17 protein-coding genes and 1 other annotated feature (1 of these 18 only partly in view) are annotated in these 24,889 nt (G+C 37.9%); of the genes, 5 read left to right on the forward strand and 12 right to left on the reverse strand.

What is annotated here, in order from left to right; genetic code table 11:
* Positions 1-16: 16 nt before the first annotated feature.
* Positions 17-664: a DsbA family protein gene (locus IGI46_RS16485; RefSeq protein WP_429964062.1), complete on the forward strand. Its 648-nt coding sequence runs from the start codon at positions 17-19 to the stop codon at positions 662-664.
* A 610-nt stretch (positions 665-1,274) separates the two neighbouring features.
* On the opposite strand, the gene pepF is transcribed toward IGI46_RS16485, so the two are convergent.
* The 7 genes from pepF to IGI46_RS16520 form a co-directional block, all read right to left on the reverse strand.
* Complete coding sequence (gene pepF, locus IGI46_RS16490; protein ID WP_429973852.1) at positions 1,275-3,095, reverse strand: oligoendopeptidase F; 1,821 nt, start codon at positions 3,093-3,095, stop codon at positions 1,275-1,277.
* 77 nt (positions 3,096-3,172) lie between these two features.
* Positions 3,173-4,156, reverse strand: a complete 984-nt coding sequence (locus IGI46_RS16495) for a competence protein CoiA (RefSeq protein ID WP_429973853.1) — start codon at positions 4,154-4,156, stop codon at positions 3,173-3,175.
* A 52-nt stretch (positions 4,157-4,208) separates the two neighbouring features.
* Positions 4,209-4,853, reverse strand: coding sequence for an adaptor protein MecA (locus IGI46_RS16500; protein WP_207701189.1), 645 nt, complete (start codon positions 4,851-4,853; stop codon positions 4,209-4,211).
* 263 nt (positions 4,854-5,116) lie between these two features.
* A complete protein-coding gene (gene spxA, locus IGI46_RS16505) occupies positions 5,117-5,515 on the reverse strand; it encodes a transcriptional regulator SpxA (protein WP_010759673.1) in 399 nt (132 codons plus the stop codon).
* 1,186 nt (positions 5,516-6,701) lie between these two features.
* Complete coding sequence (locus tag IGI46_RS16510) at positions 6,702-9,878, reverse strand: SNF2 helicase associated domain-containing protein (RefSeq protein WP_429964065.1); 3,177 nt, start codon at positions 9,876-9,878, stop codon at positions 6,702-6,704.
* Entirely contained in the window at positions 9,878-13,009 is a 3,132-nt protein-coding gene (locus tag IGI46_RS16515) for an AAA family ATPase (RefSeq protein ID WP_429964066.1), read from the reverse strand. The genes IGI46_RS16510 and IGI46_RS16515 overlap by 1 nt, the downstream gene beginning before the upstream one ends.
* Positions 12,999-14,138, reverse strand: coding sequence for an exonuclease SbcCD subunit D (locus IGI46_RS16520; RefSeq protein ID WP_429964067.1), 1,140 nt, complete (start codon positions 14,136-14,138; stop codon positions 12,999-13,001). The genes IGI46_RS16515 and IGI46_RS16520 overlap by 11 nt, the downstream gene beginning before the upstream one ends.
* Positions 14,139-14,340: 202 nt before the next feature.
* Here IGI46_RS16520 and IGI46_RS16525 point away from each other — a divergent pair, with 202 nt between their 5' ends.
* On the forward strand, positions 14,341-15,069 hold the full coding sequence (locus IGI46_RS16525) for a DUF554 domain-containing protein (RefSeq protein WP_207701185.1): 729 nt from the start codon (positions 14,341-14,343) through the stop codon (positions 15,067-15,069).
* A 44-nt stretch (positions 15,070-15,113) separates the two neighbouring features.
* On the opposite strand, the gene IGI46_RS16530 is transcribed toward IGI46_RS16525, so the two are convergent.
* Positions 15,114-15,746 carry a lysophospholipid acyltransferase family protein gene (locus IGI46_RS16530; protein WP_429964068.1) on the reverse strand — a complete coding sequence of 211 codons (633 nt, stop codon included), beginning with the start codon at positions 15,744-15,746 and terminating at the stop codon, positions 15,114-15,116.
* A gap of 80 nt (positions 15,747-15,826) precedes the next feature.
* On the opposite strand from IGI46_RS16530, the gene IGI46_RS16535 reads away from it, so the two are divergent.
* Entirely contained in the window at positions 15,827-16,564 is a 738-nt protein-coding gene (locus IGI46_RS16535) for a tRNA1(Val) (adenine(37)-N6)-methyltransferase (protein ID WP_429964069.1), read from the forward strand.
* Complete coding sequence (locus tag IGI46_RS16540; protein ID WP_429964070.1) at positions 16,551-16,829, forward strand: GIY-YIG nuclease family protein; 279 nt, start codon at positions 16,551-16,553, stop codon at positions 16,827-16,829. Before IGI46_RS16535 ends, IGI46_RS16540 begins: the two co-directional genes overlap by 14 nt.
* A gap of 20 nt (positions 16,830-16,849) precedes the next feature.
* Here IGI46_RS16540 and IGI46_RS16545 read toward each other — a convergent pair whose 3' ends face one another.
* A complete protein-coding gene (locus tag IGI46_RS16545; protein ID WP_429964071.1) occupies positions 16,850-18,694 on the reverse strand; it encodes an acyltransferase family protein in 1,845 nt (614 codons plus the stop codon).
* 747 nt (positions 18,695-19,441) lie between these two features.
* On the opposite strand from IGI46_RS16545, the gene IGI46_RS16550 reads away from it, so the two are divergent.
* Complete coding sequence (locus IGI46_RS16550; protein ID WP_429964072.1) at positions 19,442-20,605, forward strand: hypothetical protein; 1,164 nt, start codon at positions 19,442-19,444, stop codon at positions 20,603-20,605.
* Positions 20,606-20,664: 59 nt separating this feature from the next.
* Here the strand turns inward: IGI46_RS16550 and IGI46_RS16555 are convergent, their stop codons facing one another.
* From IGI46_RS16555 to hisS, 3 genes are all read right to left on the reverse strand, one after another.
* Positions 20,665-21,543 (reverse strand): YitT family protein, encoded by an 879-nt coding sequence (locus IGI46_RS16555; RefSeq protein ID WP_207701179.1) that lies wholly within the window; start codon positions 21,541-21,543, stop codon positions 20,665-20,667.
* A gap of 102 nt (positions 21,544-21,645) precedes the next feature.
* Positions 21,646-23,418 carry an aspartate--tRNA ligase gene (gene aspS, locus IGI46_RS16560; RefSeq protein WP_429964073.1) on the reverse strand — a complete coding sequence of 591 codons (1,773 nt, stop codon included), beginning with the start codon at positions 23,416-23,418 and terminating at the stop codon, positions 21,646-21,648.
* A gap of 41 nt (positions 23,419-23,459) precedes the next feature.
* Positions 23,460-24,761, reverse strand: a complete 1,302-nt coding sequence (gene hisS, locus IGI46_RS16565) for a histidine--tRNA ligase (RefSeq protein WP_207701177.1) — start codon at positions 24,759-24,761, stop codon at positions 23,460-23,462.
* Between the two features lie 48 nt (positions 24,762-24,809).
* Positions 24,810-24,889 (reverse strand) — a binding site (T-box leader) (it continues 124 nt past the right edge of the window).

Genomic DNA, 24,889 nt, shown 5'->3' on the forward strand with positions numbered 1-24,889 from the left:
GTGAGGAGGAAGTCTCTTGATTGAGATCTATTTGTTTATCAATCCTATCGGGGATCGTTGCTTAAACATTGAAAAACAGATAACTGAATTGATGAAAAAGAATGATCTAAAAATCCAGTTACGGCTCATTCCATTAATGAATTTACATACTGTATCTGACCTCTTAATCCGGGAGGGCCTGTCAAAAAAAGACATACGCAAACGGAACAAGCTTTCTGATAACATTTACTCTGCTGCCCTAGACGTAAAAGCAGCCCAGTTGCAGGGTAAAAAGCGTGGTCGAATCTTCTTGATGAAATTGCAAGAAGAATTGACTAAAAAAAAGACTCCCTATTCTGAAGAGTTGGTGTATCGCCTATTCTCAGAGGTTGGAGGGGATATGGAAACATTTATTGAGGATCGTGCTTCTGATCTAGTAAAAGAACTGTTTATAGCAGATCAACAAATTGCTAGAGATATGAACATTACAAAGCACCCATCAGCTGTCATTTATAACTGTGCGAACGACGCAGGAACTGGCGTAAGAGTTGAGGGTTTCAGTGCCATCAAGTATGTGATCAATGCCTGCAAATCACGTGAGTCAATGCTCCGCTTCTTCAAGACTCAGGAAAACAGTGAAATTTTTAGTCAAGAGTTTCCTGATGATCACCTTTCATTAATCTAAAAAAAGACAGCTGAGGAAAAATCCTTAACTGTTTTTTTGACTTGATTTACGATGCTTTTTTACTGGATAAGCACGGATGTAATTACTTTTGCTTTTAATTCCCACTTTTTGCTTGGTTTGCTGATAGCAATGTACCCATGCAGTCAGTTTTTTTAATACAGCTCATCTCCGCTCATCAATTATCCCTTGTATCGTAAATAGTCTGAATAATCGCTTTTCCAGCTGATCTATAGAAACAAAGTTCTCGCGAACCCTCCTGTCATTTCCTTAGTGTATTCGAATGTTTTTAGCAAGTAATTACAAAAGACTCTGTAAGTGCTGAGTAAGGAGGGCTTAACTGCAAATTCAATTACCAAAACCATTAGATAGAATATTCTGAAATTTGCTTTGGTTGTATAGTCCTCTGTCAGATTGCTGCATCCTTTTTTAGTGGGTATCATTTTTCTGGATATAAAGTGAGGAAACTAACATTTCTTTTATGAATGAACATGGCATAGCCTAAGCTTGTTTTCTAATAATACAAAAGAAGAGAGACCCGCCATTTCTGCAGTCTCTCTCTTCTTTTGCGATTATTTTACACGGTTAGATTTTGTTAAGAACGCTCTATTTTTTAATTGTCTTTCAATTGCCGAACTAATTCTTCTAATTCATCTAGACGTAAAGCAAAAACTCCCATTGCATCTTCAATATAGTTAGCCTTTGTCATGTCCACACCAGCTTTTTTCATCACTTCAATCGGATAATCACTGCTGCCAGATTTTAAATAAGTTAAATAGTTTTCTAATGCTTCTGGCTCATGATTAACAATTTTAGCTGCTAAAGCATTTGCTGCAGAGAAGCCCGTAGCATATTGATAAACGTAGTAATTATAGTAAAAGTGAGGAATACGCGACCATTCGTATTGGATTTCTTCATCACTAACAACAATTGGTCCATAATACTTCTGATTTAATTCTTTATAGTAATTGCTCAAGTGTTCGCTGGTCAATGGAACACCTATTGCATCTTGTGTGTGGATGTAATGCTCAAATTCTGCAAATTGTGTCTGTCTGAAAATAGTTCCTTTAAACCCATCCAAATAATGATTTATAATATAAGCACGAATTTTTGGGTCTTTCTCAGTTTCAAGTAAATAACTAGTTAAAATATTTTCGTTAGTAGTAGAAGCAATCTCTGCTAAAAAGATAGAGTAGTCTCCATATACATAGGGCTGACTATTTCGCGTGAAGTAACTGTGTACACTATGTCCCATCTCATGAACCAATGTATATAATTCATCTAAACGGTCATGCCAGTTTAATAAAATATAAGGTTGTGTATCATAGGCCCCTGAAGAGTAAGCTCCACTGCGTTTCCCTTGATTTTCAACGACATCTATCCAGCGTTCGTCGAAAGCCTTCTCGACAATCTCACGATATTCTTCACCTAGTGGTTTTAATGCTAACAACGCCTTTTCCTTAGCTTCTTCATACGTATATTTGATAGGCGCATCTGCCAGCAAAGGTGTATACATATCATACATATGCAGCTCTTCTAATCCCAACAAATCTTTACGTAATTCTACATATCGATGAAGCAATGGCAAATACTGATTCACTACCAACACTAAAGTATCATACACATCTTCTGGAATATGATTGTTGTCTAGAGAAGCTGCTCGTGCTGACGAATACCCCCGTATTTTTGCTTTATAATTATGGCTTTTTACATGGGTACTCAATGTAGTTGCCAAAGTGTTTTTAAACTGTTGATATACTGTATATAACGCCTTAAAGGCTGACTGTCTTACATTGCGATCCATACTCTCCATCAATTGGCCATAGACACCATGTGTCAACTGAACATCTTCTCCGGCTTCATTTTGAACAATTGGAAATTTCAAATCTGCATTGTTCATCACAGAAAAAATATCCGCTGAACTACCAAATATTTCGCTGGCACCGGCTAACAGTGCTTCTTGCTCTGCTGGTAAAATGTGGGCTCTTTGAGACAGAATCTGCTCAACAAAATGACGATACAGCGCTAAAGCCGGTTCAGAATCAAAGAAAGTCCAGATTGTTTGATCTGATATTGATAATACTTCAGGTTCAAACCAGCTGACTGCCTCACTTGTCTGAGCAATCAGGCTTGAAGCACGTGCATACAAAGCTTGATACTGGGTGTTGGCCGTGTCTTGATCATTTTTCAAATGTGCATATACATAGATAACTTCTACTTTGCGATAAATATCCAATACATATTCAATTCCGGCTAAAAATGCCTGTGCATTTTCCTTTAAAGTTCCCTTAACCTTATCAGCTGCCTGCAACTCATCTGATAAAAATTGAAATTTTTCTTCAAACTCTGCTTCATCAGCAAAAATTTTGGTTAAATCCCATGTCAATTCTACTGGGACCTCTTCCCGTTTTGGTAATTGTTTTGCTTCAGTCATATCATCGCTCCCATCTTTTTGACTTATCTTAACACATTTTGTTGAAAAAAATAACTGGGTGCATTTAAAGATATTCTTCACTGTCTCAGAATCAATTGACGTGTTTCTGTTAGAAGTCCATTCAGTATTCTTTCTTTTTCGATTCGAGGAAAATGCCAGCTAAGCTTACTTTCAATACAAAACCTTTCAAAATCATTAATAACAGCTACTGGTTTTTCAGGATTTAAGGAATACAAATAGCGAAAAATGATGTATGCCTCGTTGTAGATAAAGGCAAACTGACTAGGCTGATACATCCACTCCGGCAAATGAAGTACATGCCCACTTTGCTGATACAGAAACTTCTGTAATGGTTTAATCCCTTCATCAAAGGAAGCAAGTTTAACAGCTAAAAATTGCTTTGTTACTTGGATTTGCTGATAGTTAAACCAACTAGCTGTTTTGTCTTCACTTACTATTTGATTTATTTCTAGTAAGGGCATTGATTGAAAAGGGAAAGTTCTCTTTGTATAGTAGCAATGTTGATTGAATTTTTTGATATGACTAAGCAAATAAATCCCTTTAAAATCAATCAACCAAAGATGAAATCCGTTTTCCTGACTATACGAACAAAAATGTTTTTGCAGGATGCTCCACTTTCTTTTGGGCCATAAAGGTGGTCCCAAAAGCCACCAATCCTGATATCCCCCATCTGAGTAACCTTTAAAACGTTGAATTAAACGAGAAATCTTCAACGGAGAGCATTGTATCTCCACCGCTGTACGATTCTGTAAAAGATCTGGTCGTTGCTGCAATTCAGGAATCGGTTTCTCCAGTACCCACTCCTCACCCTGTGAGCGTCCACTTATCCAAAAGAGCTGTTTTAATCGCAAATGCTCTTGCGTTTCTCCTTCGCTTAACCCTTCACAGTTCGTTCTTTTGCGATGAGCAAAGTGAGGAATTTTAATTGTCCCTTGTTTGAAGATCAATTTGTCTCCACAATCAGGACAATAATAGTTCTCCTCTGATGAATAATGCTTCACCGAAATCAATTGCTTCTTTTCGTTATATGCAAATAGCATATTTTCACCCCATAGGTAATATACGCAAAAAAAGAAGCCTTATTCAGGCTTCTTAAATAAAATAGCTTCGGGTGATCTCTATTGCATCTTTTTGCATCAATAAATGTCCGTATTCTTCCAAAAATTCTGGAGTTACCTGCGTATCTTCAGCATATTCTAACACCTCAGCAACAACGTCTGAAATAGACGAATCCCCAAATATTTCTGGATCAAAATACAACTGGAGATAGTATTCTTTATCATATTGGAAAAGATCGCTCCAAGCTTCATCCAAAAAGGAATAACTAGCTAATTCAATCATGTCTTCAAAATCGTTAAGTTTAAAAACACGTAAACGACCAATCTCAGCACTTTCGGATGTTGAATCTTGAGAAGCAAGTATTTGCTGACGAATTAATTGATCGAGATCATTCGTTTCAAAATCACCTGGATCAGAGAATTTATTCAAATCATCTTGTGTAAGATTTTTACTAATGAATAATTCCAATCCATCATTTTTAGGCAAAACCTGAAAAGTAACGGCTTCGCTACTCTTGAATTCATCTTCAATGTCAACTTCTTCTAAAATACTATAAAAGAAAGTCTCAATTTCGCGATGATTTCCAAGAAGATCCAGAAAAGTAATTCCTCGTTCTGCCAAATCATCACTGCCAATCATCACTCGAATGGTGTTTTCATTGATGTGTTCCATTTCCATCTAAGCACACCTCATTTCAAATAGGTAGGTTATATGTTCATTGTAACCGATTGGCGGCAAAAGTAAAGAAAGCGAACAGAATTTATCAAGTCTTTAAAAAGAAATTTTTGGCCTGCCTCTTTCTTCTAAATTTTTCTGAAAAATCTTCAACACTTAAGCAGGAACTGAAATATTCTTTCTCTGCACAAACTTTAAAGAGTTACTGACTTAATCAAATAGAACTGTGAATGAAACAAAAAAACCCCGCTTCCGCGAGGTAATTTTTATAGTCCGGCCATAAGCTGTGCTTGTCGTAATTCATACTGACGAACATCACGTGGTAAAAAGCGGCGAATTTCATCTTCGTTGAATCCTACTTGCAATCTTTTGTCGTCAATCATGATAGGTCGTCTAAGCAGGCCAGGATTTTCTTTTACTAAACTTAATAAATCTTTTAAAGATAGTTCGTCTAAATCCATGTTTAACTTTTGAAAAACCTTCGAACGAGTGGAGATAATCTCTTCGGTTCCATCCTCAGTCATTTGCAAAATATCTTTTAATTCTTCAATGGTCAAAGGTTCAGAGAAAATGTTTCTTTCCACAAATGGGATCTCATGTTCCTGCAGCCAAGCACGTGCTTTCCGACATGATGTGCAACTAGGGGAAGTATATAGTGTCAACATACATGTATCACTCCTTTTCTTGACTAAAATGATTTTGTAACAGAAGGTTTTGTCTCTCTTCTATCTGTGTCCTATTATACAGAAAAAACGTAACAAAAAAAAGTGCCTTAAACAACAAAGTTTATTAATAATACCGTTATTTAATTTTCAGTCTTGTAAAGCACCCATCTAAATTAGGGGGCTTCCTCCTCACGCTTACTTTGAAAACTTATTTCCAATGTCTTCTGGCATAATACAAAATAAAAAACTGTATCATTAAGTCTAGGATTTCTTCCACAACTCTGTTTAAAAATAAAAAAAAAAGTTTTTCTAAATTACATATTATACTTATTACAAACACTAGTCATTCGCAACAAATCCTATCAAACCGCTAATTATCTTAATACTCTTAAATGATCTTATAAATTAAAATTTGTATAAAAAACACATTTAATAAGAAAACGCTAATTCTTTTTGAATTAAGAAAGCGGTTTCTGTATCAAGTATTCTTCATCGAAATCCCTTTATTTATAGATACAGATCACCTAAAAAAAAGGGCAATTTTAATTTTTCTAGTCCGATTAGCTTCTTAAAAAAGAGTCATTATTTCTTAGTATGCCTTCCTCAATCATTATTTTTTTCTAGTCGATTTTTTTTGATTGATAAATGCTCGTGTTTTTTTTGTCAAAAAACACAAAAAAATAAGATAACAATGGTTATCGAACGCTTTTTTCTTCCCACCCTGAAGACGATTTGAAGGAGTAGAATTAGAAAAAGTCTGAAATACTGATAAAACGGTTATAACCAAGTGAGATACTTTGGCAATTCACTTTGTTTTTATAGACTATTACTTTAATCAAAATCAAACTAAAAAACATTTCTGCTTTTTCAATCAAGATATACTTCCTCATTTATTTTACTTACTTGTTTGGGCGATCGTCAGTAATTTATCCTTTAAATAGTAATCTAAGCAAAAGGATAAACTAGTCTATTTTAAGGAAATAAGTGAATGCCGCTTGTTCATTGAACAATTTAGACTGATCGTTTTAAGTTTATAGGCTGATTTATACTAGAGTATTGGCTTTAAATTTATTTCTCAATAAGAATAATTCACACACTAAAATGAGCCGCTACAGTCAGACTGGTTATTTCCTATTGACTAATTGTAGGAAAGGGGCTGTGACGATTTACATCACAGCCCCCTTTCTTATTCACCAATACTTAAAATCATTCGGATATCTTCTTCCGTTAGCTTATTCACCTGTTCCTCATTGCCTTGGATTACTTTTTGGAACAATTCACGTTTTTCTTGCTGCAATTCATTCATACGTTCTTCAATCGTTCCTTCAGCAATCATTCGCCATACTTCTACTACCTTTTTCTGGCCAATTCGATGAGCACGTCCAGCTGCTTGTTCTTCTACAGCAGGATTCCACCATAAGTCATACAAAATCACGGTGTCAGCGCCTGTGAGATTTAGTCCAGTTCCTCCAGCCTTTAATGAAATCAGGAAAATATCCTTTTCACCTTGATTGAAAGCATCTACCATTGTTAAGCGGTCCTTCACCTTCGTGCTCCCTCTTAAGTAGAAGCTAGAAATTCCGACTTCACCTAATTCTTTTTCCAGAATAGACAGCATACCAGTAAACTGAGAAAAGAGCAGTACACGACGGCCGTTTTCTTTAGCTGCTTGAATAAGATCTTTGACCTGCTCAAGCTTTCCAGAGCCACCTTGATAGTCCTCCATAAATAAACGCGGATCATCACAAATTTGTCTTAAACGGGTTAACCCAGCCAGAATACTCACCCGCTGCTTCCTAAATGTCGCCGAATCCATTTGGTCAACCTCTTGCCGCATCCGTTTTAAGTAGGCCAAATAGACTGTCTTCTGCTCTTCTAACAAACTACTTAAAATATTTGATTCAATACGTTCAGGCAAGTCCTGCAGTACAGTATCTTTGTCTCTCCGTAAAACAAACGGCTGAATCATTCGGGCAATTTCTGATACTTGCATCTGGCGAAAACGACTAATAGGTGGAAAGAAGCCTGGCATAACTGTTTGGAATAATGCCCAAAGCTCTTCCAAGTTGTTTTCTATTGGTGTTCCACTTAACGCAAAACGATTTGGGATATCTAACTGCCTTAAAGCATGAGATGTCTTAGTCGCAGCATTTTTAACCATCTGGGCTTCATCCAAGACCATGTATTGATACTGCTGCTTAGAATGAAGATCAATATCTTGTCGCAAGCTAGCATATGACGTAATCACAATTTCTAAATTTTGATCTAGCTGCGCTTCACGTTCTAACCGATTGCCAGAAACAACTACCGTTTTTAAGTCAGGTGCAAATTTCTTGATTTCTGCTTGCCAGTTATAAACTAGGCTGGCCGGTGTAACTATCACTACCTTAATTGGTTTTAGTTGCTTTTCAGCCAGTAAAAAGGTAATAACTTGGAGAGTTTTACCCAAACCCATCTCATCAGCTAAAATTCCTCCAAAACCATAGTCACTAAGCATTTTTAGCCAACGATAACCAATTTCTTGATAAGGCCGTAAAGTGGCATTCAAATTTTGAGGAACGGGTGCTGGATAATCTTCTGGATGAGTTAAATCTTGCACCATCTTTTGAAAGCCTTCACTAAACTGGGTTTGAGGATTATTTTTTAGTCGCTCTTCCAATAAAATTCCTTGGCTCTTTGGCAGACGAATCACACCATTTTCAGAATTCAGTCGTTCTCGCAGCTGGCCAATAACCTCACTAGTCTCTCTAAACGCATCAGAATCAAATGATAGAATTTCACCATTATCCAGTGTATAAAATTGATCCTTCCTTAAAAGACTTGACAAGACGTTGTCAATTTCAGAATCGTTGATACCTGTGACATCAAAACGAATGTCTAACCATGATCCTTTTTGATCTACCTCTAAAGTAGGCTGAAACTCTTGCCCATCTAAAAATAGCTGGCGTAATTTCTTTCCCATTTTAACTTCAGCTAATTGACGAAAATCATTAATTTCTACTCGGAAGAATCGATAAAGTCCTTCTTGTGCAGGTATATTTTTTTCAAAACCAGTGTCAATTACTTTATACCTATACTTCTCAAATAAATCTAGCAGCCGCTGTTCACTTTTACGATCACGCAACACCTCTACTTGGTCCGGTAAAACTGGCTGATGGGTTTCATTGGTAGTAAAATGTATATTACCATAATGGAACTCAACCTCAACACGAATCATGCCCTTAATTTTCCGAAAAATTACGACTGATTTTAACGGCTCATTTTTGATCATAGTTGATACTTCCTCTGCCACAATTACCCGACCAATTTTCCTAAGAAAAGGAAATACTTCGCTAAATAATGGTGACAGCTGACTTTGCTGAAAGATAATTTCGGGTTCCTTTAGTCGCTTCAAAAGCTGTTTTAACGTAATGTAGGTTTCTTGTTGTTCGTGGGTAAGAATATAATAAGCATTGCCGACAAAGCCTAGAAAATAATTGCTGAAATAAGCAGTAAAGTCATCTTCTATTGTAAAAATAAAGTCGTCTGATTGCTTCATTAACCTAAATGTCAGAGGTAATTCTATTCCTTCATTCAATTGATGATAGCTTTTTCCATTCAAATTGACTGTTAAATTTCCTGTTTGTTCCATGTTTGCCATTAATTCTTGAATCCGATGAACTGGAAGCAGCAAATATCGTTTATCAAGCTTTCCTTTTACCTGAAGTCCGGCTTTACCTAATAGCTGATACGTCTCACTAACACCAACAAGATCTTCAATGATATCACGACATTTAGCATCAAATGCTCCAGCCTCGATTTGAAAACGATACTGCTTGTTGATTGTATAAACGGAATCCGTTTGATACGCATGTAAAAAATCATAAAGATTTTTTACAATGTAGCTGCGCTGATTTGAACGACTGCCTAAGCGAAGAGAGACAGCAAGCACGTCCAACTCCGGATGATATGGATTAGTAGGAATTGGTTCTACCACAAACTCCACAAACAAGGGTTGTATGGGCAGCGCATCTTTTTCCAACCGAGTAAACCCTTGATTTAATAAATCGGCAAACGATATTGAGCTTTCTTTAGGTTTAGGTAAAACCGTCTCTGGTTTAATGACTCTAGAAATCCCTTGTTCTCGTAAATATAATTCAACTGCTACCGTATGCTTACAGTAGCCGTGCTCTTCCCAGTAGGGACACTCACATAAATCATTTTCTTTTCCACTGCCGTCCAAATCGACCAAATAAAGTGCACTACCTAAAACCTCACCATGCCATACACGTCGAGCTGGATCCGCGGAGACCGAAAGCACGCGACCTTCTTTTAAATATGTTCTTCCACGTTCAATAACCTTTTCTGGAATACTCCATCTCATTAGTGTCTCTCCCATCCTTCTAGTTGATAACAAATTGTACTTTGACCAGTTCCGCTTGTTTGTACGATAACCTGTTGAGGAATTCGTTCCTTTAGTTCTCGTACATGACTGATTATGCCAATCATTCGCCCTTGGCTTTCTATTCCTTCTAGCGCGCTTACTGCCATTTCTAAAGCTTCTTCATCCAGTGAGCCAAATCCTTCATCAATGAATAGTGTCTCCATAGCAATTCCACCAGACTGGCTTTGAATAACTTCAGCTAAACCTAAAGCTAAGGCCAAAGCTGCTATAAAGCTCTCTCCACCAGATAAAGTATGCGCGCTTCTGCTGGCACCTGTATTGTCGTCATAAATGTTAATCTCTAAACCTGTATTCCCCTTTGAACGCCCAATTTGTTGGTTCAACTCGAATTGATAGCGGCCATTTGTCAACACAGCCAATTGCTGATTACCTGCCTGCAGCACCTCATTAAGATACCATTGTAAAACGAATCGCTCCAAACTAATTTTTGCAGGATTATCACCATTCATCGTTCGGTAAAGCTCAGTCAATTCATTAAGCTCATCTAATTGGCTGCTGCTCATCTGGTGCAGTTCCTGAATTTGCTGAAGAATTTCTTCCATTTGCTGCAATTGTATTTCCTTTTGATAAAAAGCTTCCTGAGCAGCTTGAAAGATTTCTTCTGATTTAATTACTCGTTCTTTTAAAGGATTCAAATCTGGATAAGTTTGATCCGCAATAGCTTTTTCTAACTGTTGAAAACGATCTTTTGCCAAAAGATAGCCATTTTCAAACACCTTTATCTCTTCTTCTAGTTCATAGAAATCTTGGGGTTCCTGGTAGTGCCTTTCAACAGAAGCCTGGTCAACACCCGATTTTTTTAGTACTTCAAAATAATCGACTGACTTTTGCTCCTGCTCGTTTTTCAGCGAGTCAGTTTGATTCATTACTTGTTTCTGGCTTTCCATTAAACGAGTATTTTCAGTATTAATGAGCTGCTGTTCCTCTTGATGAGCTCTAATTAATTGCTGTCTTGCACTGATCTCATCTTCTAAAGTTTTAATTTGTTGTTCAAGTTCTGCCGCTTTCCATTCTTGAGCCTGTTCTGCAGCAGTTTGAAGTCTTCCTGATAATAATTGAAGCTGGCTGTCAGCCTGTCTTAGCTCCTCACTTGCTTTATCGTGCTCCATCTTTAATTGCTGCTGCTGGGTTTCTAATTTCGTGATTTCTTGTTTAGCAGCCGCGATCGCAGCCAATTCTTGAGCCGTTTCTTTTTGTTTTTCTTTTAAATAGTCTTGAATCTCTTCTAACTGGTGACCATTTGCTTCGTTATAATACAATTGAACCTTCTCAGCAAACTTCGCAATTTCTTGTTGAAAGCTTTCAGTCTGTTCCTTGTGTTTTTGTTGAGCTGTTTCATATTTCTTCGAATTTGTTCGAAACTCATTTTCGGCTGTTTCTTTTTGAATTTGCAACCGCTTGACACACTCTTCGACTTCTTCTAACGCCACTTGAAGTTTCATCAATTCGCTACTAGAGATACTTTCCTTATTTGCGGGTTTAGGATGCTCTAAAGAGCCACAAACAGGACACGGTTCACCTGGTAATAAATCTTGACTTAGTCGAGCAATTTCAAAGCTTGCCCAACGGCTCTTTTGTTTCTTGTTCTCAGCTATTCGAGCAGTTAATTCGTTGCTAAACTGACTAATTTTGTCTGTAAGAACTGCTAATTGAATTTGTTGCTCCTCAATGAGTTCTTCTTCTTGGTTTAGATGCCGTTGTTCTTTTAGCAGCTGATCAACCTGCTGCTGAAATTGTACCTCTTGAAAACGTCGATCATGGAAAAACTCTTCGGCAGATTTTCTTTTTTTTAGGATAGTCAATTGATCTTGCAGTTCACCAGAGAGTGCAACGATACGGTCGCACTCTTGTTGAAGTCCCTTTTGCAGTAAGAGCTGCTCCTGTTTTTGAGCCTCTAACTCTTCTTTTTGAATAACAAAAGGCAAAGCATTCTTCCATTCCTGACATGTTGATTCTTTCAAGGACCAATCGGGCTGTTCACTTTCAAATTTTTCAGCCTGTTCTTGCCACTTTTGTTGTCTTTCAGCGAGAGATACTAAGGCCTCTTGTATTTGGCTTGTTTGAATTTCTAATTGTAGCGAACTTTTCTCTAACTCTTTTATTCTTGAATACAATGGTAATAGCTGTTGAATTTTTTTCCCTTTTTCCGCTTGGCCCCGCTTTACAGACATCTCAGCCTCTTGAGCTTGATACAAGCCAACTTCCTTTTGGGCTTCCTCAAATTGTTGAAATTTGATTACCAGTTGTTCGGCCTCTACAAGCAGTTCTTGTTGCTCTGTATAAGCTGTCTTTTTCACTAAGACCGTTTTTTGCATTTCTTGTAGAGCATGTTTTTCTCTAGTTAAGTAGTTTTTAGCATTGATCATTGATTCTTGATAAGTAGCTCCCTCATTGGTTACTACTTGCTGCAAGAGTTGATCAATTCGTACTATAATTTCGCTAACTTCTTTTTCTAGTTCCTGCTTTTTAATCTTCAGATTTTCCGTAAAGGTACGATAAATAGCTGTACCGAATAGGCTGCGCAGAACTGTTTCTTTTTCAGAGCTGTTGGCCACTAAAAATGTTCGGAATTCCCCCTGCGGCAGCATCGCTATCTGGCGAAATTGATCCTTATTTAAGTGAAGCATTCGGTAAATCATATCACTAACCGGTTCTACCTTCTGATAGGCCTCTACTTCTTTGCCTTCATTATCTAAAACTATCAGTTGAACCTTTTGATTCTTAGTGGTTTCACCTTTCCCACTTTTCTTTTGAACAACTTGTTTAGGGGAGCGCTCAATGACAAATTGCCGTCCTTGGTGCTCGAAAAAGAAGCGAACCCGTGTTTCTTCAGTAGCATCAGCAAACGTTGAGCGAATTTCATTTGCATTTCTTACCCCGCCGGAAGCATCTCCAAAAAGAGCAAACGTAATCGCATCAAAAATGGTCGTTTTCCCAGCACCTGTTTTTCCGCTAATTAGAAAAAGCGGTGTTTCGAGAAAGTGATCAAAATTAACTTCTTCATGTATAAAAGGACCGAAGTTTTCCATCACAATTTTTTTAGGAAGCATCGCCATCGCCTCCTTTTTTTATTAGCTGGTGAAACGATTGCTCGATCCATTTCTGTTGTCTTTTGGTTGGTTTTGATTGAACAATTGTTGTAAAAAACTCTTCAGTTAATTCAATAGGTGTTTGTTCCTTCAATTTTTTTACTGCTAATTGTTGGCTATTTTCTCGGCCATACAGACGTTCCACCTGTAGGACCCTTGGATAAACTTTTCTCAATTGATTCATCATATTAGGAATAATACTGCGATCTTCCAAAAGAAAAGAAAAATAGCGTTCCCGATTTAATTGCTGATACGTTTCAGGATTTAAGAAATGTGCAAAGGTTCCTTGAAGCTCCTGCATTTCTCTAAGTGGTTCTAATTCAATAAATTGAAGATTCAGTTGTCCAGTTGTTTCTACCAGCCATACACCCTTTTTCTGATTCTTCTCTGAAAGTGAATATTTTAACGGCGAGCCACTATAGCGAGCATTCGGTAAATTTAAAGAATTTCTATTGTGCAAATGCCCTAAAGCAACATAATCAAAGTCCTCTAGAAGACTTCCGTTTATTCCATCTAACCCGCCAACCTCTACTTTCGTTTCAGAGTCTGTCCGACTACTGCCCAAAACGAAAAAGTGACTCACCAGTACGTGTTGGTATTTGGGATCAAATTGTTCCTTCATCTTCTTAATTACCAGCGGCATCGCCTCTTGAATAGATCGAATCGAGGAATTTTCAAAATAAATTCTCGCATCGACCGGTTCAAAATACGGCAATAAAAAGAATGCCGTATTCTCCATAACAACTGGTTTAAAGGCTTGGTCCAGTCTTGTATGTAAATGAAAATTCGATTGTGCAAACCACGGTGCTCCAGTGGCTAATCGCGTGGCACTGTCGTGATTCCCCGAAATTGCTAATAACGGAATTTCTGCTGTTAGGTTCATTGCAGCAATCGTCTGATTTAGCAAGCGAACTCCTTCTTCAGAAGGAACTGACCGATCGTATAGGTCCCCAGCTATCACAATCGCATCAACTTTTTCTGTCTTAGCAATTGTCAAAATTTGTTTGAGAATATAGGCTTGATCTTCCAACAAATCATAGCCATGTAATTTCTTTCCAATATGCCAATCTGCTGTATGTAAAAACCTCACCAAATCACCTTTTCTAAATAAGTCCTTCCTACAAGTATAACATGAGTCATTCTTTTTTTCTGCTGTTGATGCTAAAGAGTTATGCTGTTTTATCCGTCGATCTAAACGTTATTTTTCTCATTTCCCCGCAGAGACTACCATTTTTATATCAAATGAGATAGGATAAATCTAGCCATATTTTTTGAAATTGGAGGAGAAGCTTATGCCAACTGGGATAATTATCAATTCAGCGTCAATCATATTAGGAGGACTAGCCGGAGGATTTTTAGGGCATCTATTATCTGAACGATTTAAGGAAGAAATTCAGTTGATTTTTGGTCTTTGCGCTTTCGCTATGGGAATTCCTGCTATCACACAAACAGCTAATCTACCAGCGGTTATTCTCTCTGTTATTTTAGGTACTTCTTTAGGGATGTTTCTGCACTTAGAAAAGAAGATTGCAGGTGCAGCTGATTTAATGCAGCGTCCTATAAACAAATTGTTCCCCCAAGAACATTTAGCCGTCTCTCACGAGGAATTTGTAAGTGGATTGGTGACTATCATTGTATTATTTTGTGCTAGTGGTACGGGTATTTACGGAAGTCTGGATGCTGGCATGACAGGTGAACATACTATTTTAATTGCAAAATCTATTCTTGATTTTTTTACAGCAGCTATTTTTGCCTGTAATCTAGGTTACGTAGTTTCTGTCGTGGCTTTCCCACAATTCATTATTTTTTTATCGTTATTCCTATTTGCTGGCGTAATTCTTCCACTAACCACTCCTGAGATGATTTTAGACTTTCGCTCATGTGGAGGACTGTTAATCGTGGCAACCTCTTTTCGCATGATTCGTGTGAAGATGTTTCCTACAGCTGATATGATTCCTGCAATGGTTTTAGTTATGCCAATCAGCTGGATTTGGAGCAATATCTTCTTACCCTTGCTTTAGAACAAAAAAATACCGACTGAAGAGTTCTCAATCGGTATGCTTTACTAGTCTTTATCTTTTTTTGTTGGTACATATTTGTAGTCTGGATTGATTTCAGTATCCAGTGTATCAAAAGCCTGTTGTACACGGATTTCTATCTCCGCCAAACCTTCTTTGTCCAACTTTTTAATATCACTTATTTCGATCGGTTCACCATAACGAACATAAACGGGTTTGCGCTTGAACAAATCAGAAAATTTTAGTGGCCCTTGATAGACACAAGGAACAATCTTTACTTTGGCTAATCTGGAGATCAAGGCCATCCCGCCTTTTAACTCAGTAGAGTGTCGTGTGCCGCTAGGAAACATAATCAAGCTTTTATCTGAATCTTTTAAAAGCTTAACAGGTTTTTTTACCACACTGGGGCCTGGCTTGTCACGGTTCACAGGAAAAGCATTCAAATGAACTAAAAAGAAGCGCAATACTGGATTCTTAAACAGCTCTTCCTTCGCCATAAAACAAAACTGTTTAGGTGAAGCTCCTAAAGCCATATAAATGGGATCCCACCAAGTACGGTGAGGAGCTACCAATATATAATTTTCTTCTTTGGGTAAAACTGCTTGATTTTGATAATGAGCATTCCCATTAATGATTGCTAACAAGATGCGTACAATGCCGCGAATAAATTTAAAAAACATCTTTTCTTCCTTTCTGTTTTCTAACGTAGATAAACGTAGTATAATACATGCGCACGATTTTTTTAAGGGGGTATAAGCAAATGTTAAACAATGGCGAACGAATTGACCAGCTCTATGCAGAGGACATTCAGATTATTCAAAGTTCTGAAGTCTTTTCATTTTCTTTAGATGCCGTTTTACTGGCCAATTTCCCAAGAATTCCCAAGCGTGGAAAAATCGTGGATCTGTGTGCTGGAAATGGCGCTGTTGGACTTTTCATCAGTAAAAAGACAGCTGCTTCAATTGATCAAATTGAATTACAACCTCGGTTAGCAGATATGGGGCGTCGTAGTATTCAATTAAACCAGTTGGACCAGCAGATGACCATGCATACCTTGGATTTGAAAGATACGTTTTCTCAGTTCAAACCCGATTCAACTGACCTGGTGGTTTGTAATCCACCCTATTTTAAAGAGTTGCCAACCAGCAGAAAAAATCCTAATCCTTATCTTGCAGCGGCTCGACATGAAATTCACGCAACATTAGAAGACGTTATTGCTACTTCTTCACGCTTATTGAAAATGAATGGACATTTTGCGATCGTCCATCGGCCAGATCGCTTTTTAGAAATCATTGATTGTTTGCGTTACTATCAAATTGCTCCTAAAAGGATTCAATTTGTTTACCCTAAAGGCGACAAGGAAGCGAATATTTTGCTTATTGAAGGAATTAAACACGGAAAAAATGAAGGGTTGCGTTTCTTGTCTCCATTAATCACTTATGATGCTCAGGGAAACTACACTAAACCCGTTGAGGAGATGCTCTATGGCCGCAACTGATCACTATTTTTATGTTTTAGCCTGTAATGATCACACGTACTATGGCGGATACACAGTAGATCTTCCTAGACGCTTAGCTGAGCACAACTCTGGTAAAGGTGCAAAATACACCCATCCAGCGAAACGACGGCCAGCTGTTATGATTCACGCAGAACATTTTGGTTCCAGAAGTGCCGCTATGAAAGCAGAGGCTGCTTTTAAACGACTTCCCCGAGGTCAAAAAGAAAAGTACTTAAAAGAATATCGAAAAAAAAGCGTTTTGTGAGAGTTCACAAAACGCTTTTGCTATTGTCCTGTTAATAATGCCTTAGCAATTAGAGAACAGTAAGGAACAATTCCTTCTGGATTCGGATGAACTTGGTCATCATAAAACCAGCTAGGCTGGCTGCTGCTATAGCCATACCAGTCAATCAGTGTAATATTTTCATATTTTTCAGCCATTTCACCAAGCTTTTGGTTCACTTCATTTTGCCAGCGTTGTGTTGGTACGTGAACGTTTAATACAAATACTCGACGTTTATTTCCAATGATTTTCATCATTTGATCGAATTCGTCATCAGTAAATGGCCCGTTGGTTCCAAGACTTAATAAAACTGTATCTTCCAATTGTTTTTTGTCTTTCAACGCTTGCAGCAAGGGCGGACTATCGTCTACTTGACGACCAACTTCACCATCGATTACCATTTTAGGGAAAATTTCTTTTAATCCACCCGCACCAGCTAATAAGACAGAATCGCCAAAAGCAGTGACCTGCATGTTTTCGGCTTTAGTCACTTGCCGATTGGTTAATCCATATTTTTCAGCCATATCAGGACCTTCACTACTTGTTTCAGTAGTTTCTGTGGAGGCCTGTGTTTTTTGTGCTTCTTTTTGATTCGCTTCAATCTGTTTTTGCAATTCTTGCTGGTTTGCATCTACTTGATTGGTCGGTGCCATCACAATACCAATTAAGGCTATTAAGGTAACTAAAGAAGTAGACAGCAATACAATCTTTTCTTTACTCTTCAGTGGCGCTTGCACCCAAGTTTTTAACTTAGCAAAAAGTCCTCGATAATTGAAAAAACGCAATGGCTTTTCAACAAAACGATAAGAGAGCTCTGTCACCAATAGAATTAAAACAATCTCCATGATCGTATGAAACACCAAGTGATCTGCGACATTAACCTTCGCTTCATAAAAAATCATAATCGGAAATTGATAAAGGTAAATTCCGTAGCTTCGTTTCCCTAACCAATTAAATACTGGATTAGTCAGCCATTTATTTAAGCTAGCTCCCGGATGCGCTGTAATAGCTACCAATACCACGCAAACTAAACTAATTAAGAACATCCCACCATAATAAAGGAAAGTAGTTCCATCATTTAGAAATAGAAAAGCAGCGGTTAACAACAGCAGTGAAACAAGTCCGATACTGTTTAACACTTTTTTTGCTTGCTTTGGTATTTGGGCCTTTAATCGTGTACTAGGCCAAATAAATGCCAAACCTGAGCCCATCAAAATGGAGAATAATCTAGTGTCTGTTCCATAATAGACGCGTGTGGGATCTTGACCCGGTATAAATAAGATCGCCATCCATATTGCAGAAATTAGTGCAGCGATTGATATCGTGATATAAATCTTTCCACGATTTTTGACTAGCTTCATTAACAGAATGAAAATAATGGGCCAAAAAAGATAGTTCTGGGCTTCAACTGCCAATGACCAGATATGGGTAAAAGGAGACTCTCCAGCAAAACGATCGAAATAAGAAAGTCCATGCTCAATCTGCCACCAGTTATTGACGTAGAGCAAACTGCTGACTACATTACCTCGCAAATTATTCAACAAATTCCGTTGAAATAAAGTGATGTAGGCCGAAGAAGCAATCAGCATTGTTACCAGAGCCGGATAAAGCCGCTTCATTCTTCGTATATAAAACTTACCTAATTTAATTTTGCCATTTTGTTTCCATTCTTGAAGAAGTAAATCAGTTATGAGATACCCCGAAACAACAAAAAATACCGGAACACCTAAGAAACCACCACGCATTTGAGAAGGCAGTAAATGATATAAAATGACTCCAATCACTGCCAACGATCGAAGTCCATCAAATCCAGTTATATAACGACTATTTTTCAGTCTTTTTTTCATTTTTTATTTCCAACTTTACTCTAGAATCAAATTAAACTATACGTTCTATTTATTCAAAGTGCAAGAGGTATATCAGAACATAAACATTTCCTAAATTTTACTTAATTAGAAAATAGTACGCTTTCATATCCCCTTCAGATGACCAGTAATACGCAATCTTTCACTAGTAACAATAGCATAAATAGAAATAAAAATGAATTACGGCTGACAAATGAATTGGTCGACCTTTTTTTACTAATTGACTATCACTTCCACAATAATTAAGAATTTTCAGCCACTAATTATCTAAAAACAGCTTAAAACTAAACGTTGCATTTCTTCCAGATCAGTACGAGTAATCTCCTTTTTTATACGTCTGCTTCACTTTTATATACACATAAGCTTAAAAAATTTAATTATCCTCAAATTATATTTCTTTAAAAGAGCCGTTAATTTATTGCATACTCATTCGCTTATAAAACACTGAGAACCTCGGTTAAAATAACTAAAAGCACTTACAAAACATAACGTCAAACTTAATAAATTAAAATTATAATGAAATTATTTATTTTTAAAGCATCCGAAAAACGTTTATTTAATAGGATTCGAGAGAGTATTTCTATTTTCATCAAAAAAAACGTTTTCTTTTTCACTAATATATATTACAATGAGAGCGCACACTAAAACAACGTGAAAAGTACATAAAATTCAACTCATTTATTATTGTCTGGCAAAAATAAATCTACTAAAGATTAAGGAGATAAAAAGATGACCACAAAAAAACTGCAACAAACACAACTGTTCTCTATGGGAAGGCCTGGACTTCAACGTCGCTTTTGGGATCATTTTGAAATGTATCATTCTATTCAACATATTGTGGAAAGCTCAATTGTTATGCTTTTACGCAATGCTTTTTCACCGTTTGATTTTTCTTACATGGCACAAGATTTGATTTGTCATATTTTTTTGGAAAGTGATGTAAAGGAGTTAGCCCCTGTCCGTCATTTTTGTGTCTATTTTGAAGAATTTTTCACCCCAGAGGATTGGAAAAAGGTCCTTGACCGCTTATTTGAAAACCACGAAGAGTATTTAGCAGTCACCAAGTTTACTCGAGACAAAACTGATCATCTGCACAAAATGCTGCATTCTGGTAACCGTGAAGCAAAAGAACTCATGAACATCGCCACTGTCTATAGAGACGCTAACGGTAAGAAGCATCGCTTTACTCTAAAGGATGTTGATCCCTGCTATTCTATTGAAGAGACTACTGATCTTTTATCCATTCTAAACACACTAACACTATTTGAAAAAGACGGCGTAAGACGCTTCACTGAATTAGTTCGATACACCTATTTGCCAACTGAGCCGGTTTACGATAGTGAGCGCGAATCAGAACCAACCGTTGACTTAGTAAAAGTCCTGCAGCCGCGAGTCACGGAAGCACTAAGTATCTTGACAAAACTGGAAGTTGTTGAAGAGGACAGCTCAGAAGATCCTGTTTTATTCGTAGATTCCAGCGACTATTTAAAAAATAATACCTATGCTGGCAAAACTCCAGAAGAAACGACTGACTTCTTACTGGATGGCTTTACTCTACCGCTTGAAACTGACGACACAGAAATGATTAACAGGATACTGACAGCTTTTGTACGAGGGATTCAGCTGAAAGATGCCAAACCCGAATTCTTGCTTGATGATATACCCAACGGTGATCCTGAGAATGAACCCAGCAATAGCAATGCCCGGAACTCGCCGTTAGAAAAGCTTTCTAAAAATGATAAGGGCAAACAACCATCCAAAAATAGGAAGAAAAAGCAATCCACTTATGAAGGACCAGAGAAGATTCGACAGAGAAAGGAACAACACGAAAAAAAGCAGCTGAAACGACGATTGGATAAAAAGCTGGGGAAAAAGAAGAAAAAACGGAAATAATTCGAGCTGTTCGCGTAAACGAAAAACTTGAGTCGAAAAAAGCGAGGCAGCAGCCTCGCTTAGTCTAAAGATTCTTCATAAAATCGTCCCATGATGCGAACATTCTCAGAGATGCTGACAAAAGCTCCTGGATCGGTTTCCCGCATAATCGTTTCTAGTTGCGGTAACTCAAAACGCGTGACAACGGTAAAGAGCACCGTCTGTTTGTCATGCTTGTAAGCACCCTCCGCCTCATTAATTATCGTAATTCCTCTTCGCATACTCTCTTGAATACCGTTAATAACTTTATCTGGACACTTAGTTACAATCATTACCTGCATTTTACGCTGTTTGGTGTACAATGCATCGGTAAGCTTTCCGCTCATAAAGATAGACAAAGCTGAATAAAACATGTATTGCCAGCCAAATAGAATTCCGGCAATCAGCATAATCATTACATTAAATACAATCGAAATAGAACCTACCGAACGCCCTGTCTTTTTACGAATCGTAATACTTAAAATATCCAATCCACCAGAAGACAACCCGTTTTTTAAAGCAAAACCAATTCCTACGCCCATAATGGCTCCACCAAAAATGGCGCAAATGATAGGATCATCCGTTAATTGAGTCTCCGGAATGATATGCATAAAAAAGGATGTTAAAAAGACAGTCACAAAAGTAAAAATTGTGAACTTGTGACCAATTTTAAACCAAGCCAAAACAAATAATGGAATATTCAGCAAGAACAAAGTAATAGAAACTGGTACAGTATACCCAATCAATTGATGAGACAGAGTTGTAAGTATTTGAGCAAATCCAGTTATACCGCTGGAATAAATATTCCCTGGTTGATAAAAGAAATTAACCGCGATGGAAGCTAAAAATGCATAGACAACAGCAACAGACAAACGGGTGGCAAAATCATGATACGGCCAACCCTCTATCTTCTTTTTCATTTTATTTAAAGGCCTCTTTTCCACAAATTCATACACATTATACGGGGTTTCTTACTAAAAAGAAAGCACGCCCCAAAAGAGCGTGCTTATCTTAGAATATTCTTAGTCTTCTACATTTGTAGTGTTAATGCTTAACTCATACAGTTGCAATGGAGAAACCGTACTTGGAGCATCCGACATTGGGTCTGCAGCTTTCCCATTCTTCGGAAAGGCAATGACTTCACGAATATTGTCTTCTCCGGCCAATAGCATAGCAAAACGGTCTAAGCCAAGAGCAATTCCCCCAATTGGCGGGAATCCTAGGTCTAAGGATTCTAATAAGAAACCAAATTGTTCATTCGCCGATTCACGAGTAAATCCTAATGTTTCAAAAACCTGTTCCTGCAATTCACGTGTATGGATACGCAAGGATCCCCCACCTAATTCATAGCCGTTTAAGACAATATCATAAGCTTGTGCGTAAACCTTCTCTGGATGGTCCTTTAAGTTTGAAATATCTTCATCATTAGGCATAGTGAATGGATGATGCGCGGAGACATATCGCCCTAGCTCTTGATCATATTCAAACTGAGGCCAGTTAACTACCCATAGATAATTAAATTTACTTTCGTCAATCAACCCTAATTCTTTCCCTACTTTAGAACGGACAGCACCTAAAGCTGTTACTGCAGTTAAAAATTGATCTGCCGCAAACATTAGCACGTCACCAGCCTCAGCTTTCATTGCTGCTTTAAGTTCCTCAGCAACTCCGCCCATAAATTTAGCAATTGGTCCAGTTAGTTCACCCGTTTCATCTACTTTAATCCAGGCTAAGCCTTTAGCTCCAAACTGTCCGACAAACTGACCTAATCTATCCAATTCTTTACGAGAATATTTGTCTGCTGCGCCTTTAGCATTTAAAGCCTTAACCACACCGCCATTGTCTGTAGCCATACGGAATACTTTGAAGTCAGTTGCTGAAGCAATCTCTGTTACATCAATCAATTCCATATCAAATCGGGTATCAGGTTTATCCGAACCATAGCGTTCCATCGCATCATCCCAAGTAATCCGTGGGAAAGGCAACGTTACTTCAACATTCAAAAGATCTTTCATTACTTGAGCAATCATGTTTTCAGTATATTCTTGAATCTCTTCTGCAGTTAAAAAGCTTGTTTCAATATCAATTTGAGTAAATTCTGGTTGGCGATCTCCACGCAAATCTTCGTCACGGAAGCAACGAACAATTTGGTAGTAACGGTCAAAACCAGCTGTCATTAACAATTGTTTCAAAATTTGCGGTGATTGCGGCAACGCGTAAAAATGACCAGGGTGAACACGTGAGGGTACTAAATAGTCCCGGGCTCCTTCTGGTGTTGATTTCGCCAGATATGGTGTTTCAATATCCAAGAAATCATTGTTATCTAGAAAATTGCGGACCGATTGAGTCAAACGATGGCGCAGCATGATATTCTGAGTCATTTTCGGGCGACGTAAATCCATATATCGGTATTTCAAACGGACTTCGTCGCTGATATTTTGATCATCTTCAATTGAAAATGGGGGTGTTTTTGCTTCATTCAGAATGACAATTTCTTCCCCTTTGACTTCAAAATCACCAGTAGCCATTTTAGGATTCACTGAGTTTTCGTCACGACGAATAACTGTCCCGGTAATTTCCACCACATATTCGCTGCGGCATTGATCTGCCACTTCCCAAGCCGCTTTGGATTCCTCAGGGTTGAAAACTACTTGAACAACACCTTCCCGGTCGCGTAAATCGATAAAAATTAAACCACCTAAATCGCGGCGCTTTTGAACCCAGCCTTTCAGTGTTACTTTTTTATCCAACCACTGGTCAGAAATTAAACCACAATAAACCGATCTTTTAGCCATTATTCTACTCCTCATTCTTTGTAATTATTTTTTGCTATGAATCATTCTTCTATAATGAAGGTCATCATTTCGTCATATACTTCATTAAATTGCTGATAAATATCCTCTAGAGGGAAGGTTTTCTCTCTGTGAGAGGCTAAAGCCTTCACATTGATTTGACCTTTTTCTAATTCATCTTCTCCCAAAGTTAAAACCAGTTTTGCTCCTTGCTTATCAGCTGATTTAAACTGGGCTTTGGCTTTGCGCTGCATGAAGTCTCGATCCGCTGAGTAACCAAATCCGCGGATTGCCTGAACTATTTTAAGGACTTCCATATTCGTTCCTTCGCCAATTCCGACTACATAAGCATCCAAGTTATTAATTGCTGGAACAAGGACATCTTCTTGTTCTAACGTCAACAAGATACGCTCAATTCCCATAGCAAAACCAAAACCTGGTGTAACTGGTCCTCCAAGCTCTTCAACCAGTCCATCGTAACGTCCACCGCCACAAATGGTAGACTGTGCTCCCATACCTGGTGCATCACTGATTATCTCAAAAATCGTATGCGTGTAATAATCCAATCCCCGAACCATCCGGTGATCAATTTCATACGCAATACCTAAATGCTTTAAGGTTTCAGTTACTGCCTCAAAATGTTTTTGAGCAGGTTCGCTAAGATAATCTAAAATGCTGGGTGCATTTGCCACGATTGGTTTATCCTTCTTATCCTTACTATCCAATACCCGCAATGGATTTTCATGCAGCCGCCGTCTAGAATCTTCACTCAATTCGGCTTCAAAAGGTTCTAAATAGTCAATTAATGCCTGACGATAAGCAGCACGTGTTTCCTTGTCCCCGATTGAATTGATTACCAATCGGATTTGTCGAATTCCTAATTGATTGAAATAGTCCATTGCCATAGCCATAACTTCAACATCTAAGCTAGGGTTTTCACTGCCGAAAGCCTCAATACCAATTTGATGGAATTGACGTAATCGTCCCTTTTGCGGACGCTCATAACGAAACATAGGTCCTGTGTAATAAACCTTGTAAGGCTTCTTGTGTTCTGGTCCAAATAGTTTGTTTTCCACATAAGCCCGAACAATAGGAGCAGTCCCTTCTGGACGCAGTGTGACATGACGATCACCTTTATCTCGGAAGTCATACATTTCCTTTGATACAATGTCAGTGGTATCGCCCACACTGCGGGCAATTACCTCATAGTGTTCGAACATAGGGGTGCGGATTTCTTGGTACTGATAATCCCCAAATAGTAAACGCGCAGTTTCTTCCACAAACTGCCATTTTTCACTTTCTCCAGGTAAAATATCATTGGTGCCTTTTGGTCGCTGATAATTCATCTTTTTGCCTCTTTTCTTGATTGACGTAAAAAAGCCCTTGCTCAGCTGAACAAGGACGAAATAATCGCGGTACCACCTATCTTTGAAAAAGTTTCCTTTTCCCTCTAGCAATTAACGCTTGCGATACG

The organism is Enterococcus sp. AZ163, from assembly GCF_050498925.1.
GTDB lineage: Bacteria > Bacillota > Bacilli > Lactobacillales > Enterococcaceae > Enterococcus_A > Enterococcus_A ferrettii.

Excerpts from the sequence above, each read along its gene's own strand:
- pepF (WP_429973852.1), bottom strand. The coding sequence starts at position 3,095 with ATGACTGAAGCAAAACAATTACCAAAACGGGAAGAGGTCCCAGTAGAA.
- IGI46_RS16555 (WP_207701179.1), bottom strand. The coding sequence starts at position 21,543 with ATGAAAAAGAAGATAGAGGGTTGGCCGTATCATGATTTTGCCACCCGT.
- aspS (WP_429964073.1), bottom strand. The coding sequence starts at position 23,418 with ATGGCTAAAAGATCGGTTTATTGTGGTTTAATTTCTGACCAGTGGTTG.
- IGI46_RS16500 (WP_207701189.1), bottom strand. The coding sequence starts at position 4,853 with ATGGAAATGGAACACATCAATGAAAACACCATTCGAGTGATGATTGGC.
- hisS (WP_207701177.1), bottom strand. The coding sequence starts at position 24,761 with ATGAATTATCAGCGACCAAAAGGCACCAATGATATTTTACCTGGAGAA.
- IGI46_RS16515 (WP_429964066.1), bottom strand. The coding sequence starts at position 13,009 with ATGCTTCCTAAAAAAATTGTGATGGAAAACTTCGGTCCTTTTATACAT.
- IGI46_RS16545 (WP_429964071.1), bottom strand. The coding sequence starts at position 18,694 with ATGAAAAAAAGACTGAAAAATAGTCGTTATATAACTGGATTTGATGGA.
- spxA (WP_010759673.1), bottom strand. The coding sequence starts at position 5,515 with ATGTTGACACTATATACTTCCCCTAGTTGCACATCATGTCGGAAAGCA.
- IGI46_RS16525 (WP_207701185.1), top strand. The coding sequence starts at position 14,341 with ATGCCAACTGGGATAATTATCAATTCAGCGTCAATCATATTAGGAGGA.
- IGI46_RS16540 (WP_429964070.1), top strand. The coding sequence starts at position 16,551 with ATGGCCGCAACTGATCACTATTTTTATGTTTTAGCCTGTAATGATCAC.
- IGI46_RS16510 (WP_429964065.1), bottom strand. The coding sequence starts at position 9,878 with ATGAGATGGAGTATTCCAGAAAAGGTTATTGAACGTGGAAGAACATAT.
- IGI46_RS16535 (WP_429964069.1), top strand. The coding sequence starts at position 15,827 with ATGTTAAACAATGGCGAACGAATTGACCAGCTCTATGCAGAGGACATT.
- IGI46_RS16530 (WP_429964068.1), bottom strand. The coding sequence starts at position 15,746 with ATGTTTTTTAAATTTATTCGCGGCATTGTACGCATCTTGTTAGCAATC.
- IGI46_RS16550 (WP_429964072.1), top strand. The coding sequence starts at position 19,442 with ATGACCACAAAAAAACTGCAACAAACACAACTGTTCTCTATGGGAAGG.
- IGI46_RS16495 (WP_429973853.1), bottom strand. The coding sequence starts at position 4,156 with ATGCTATTTGCATATAACGAAAAGAAGCAATTGATTTCGGTGAAGCAT.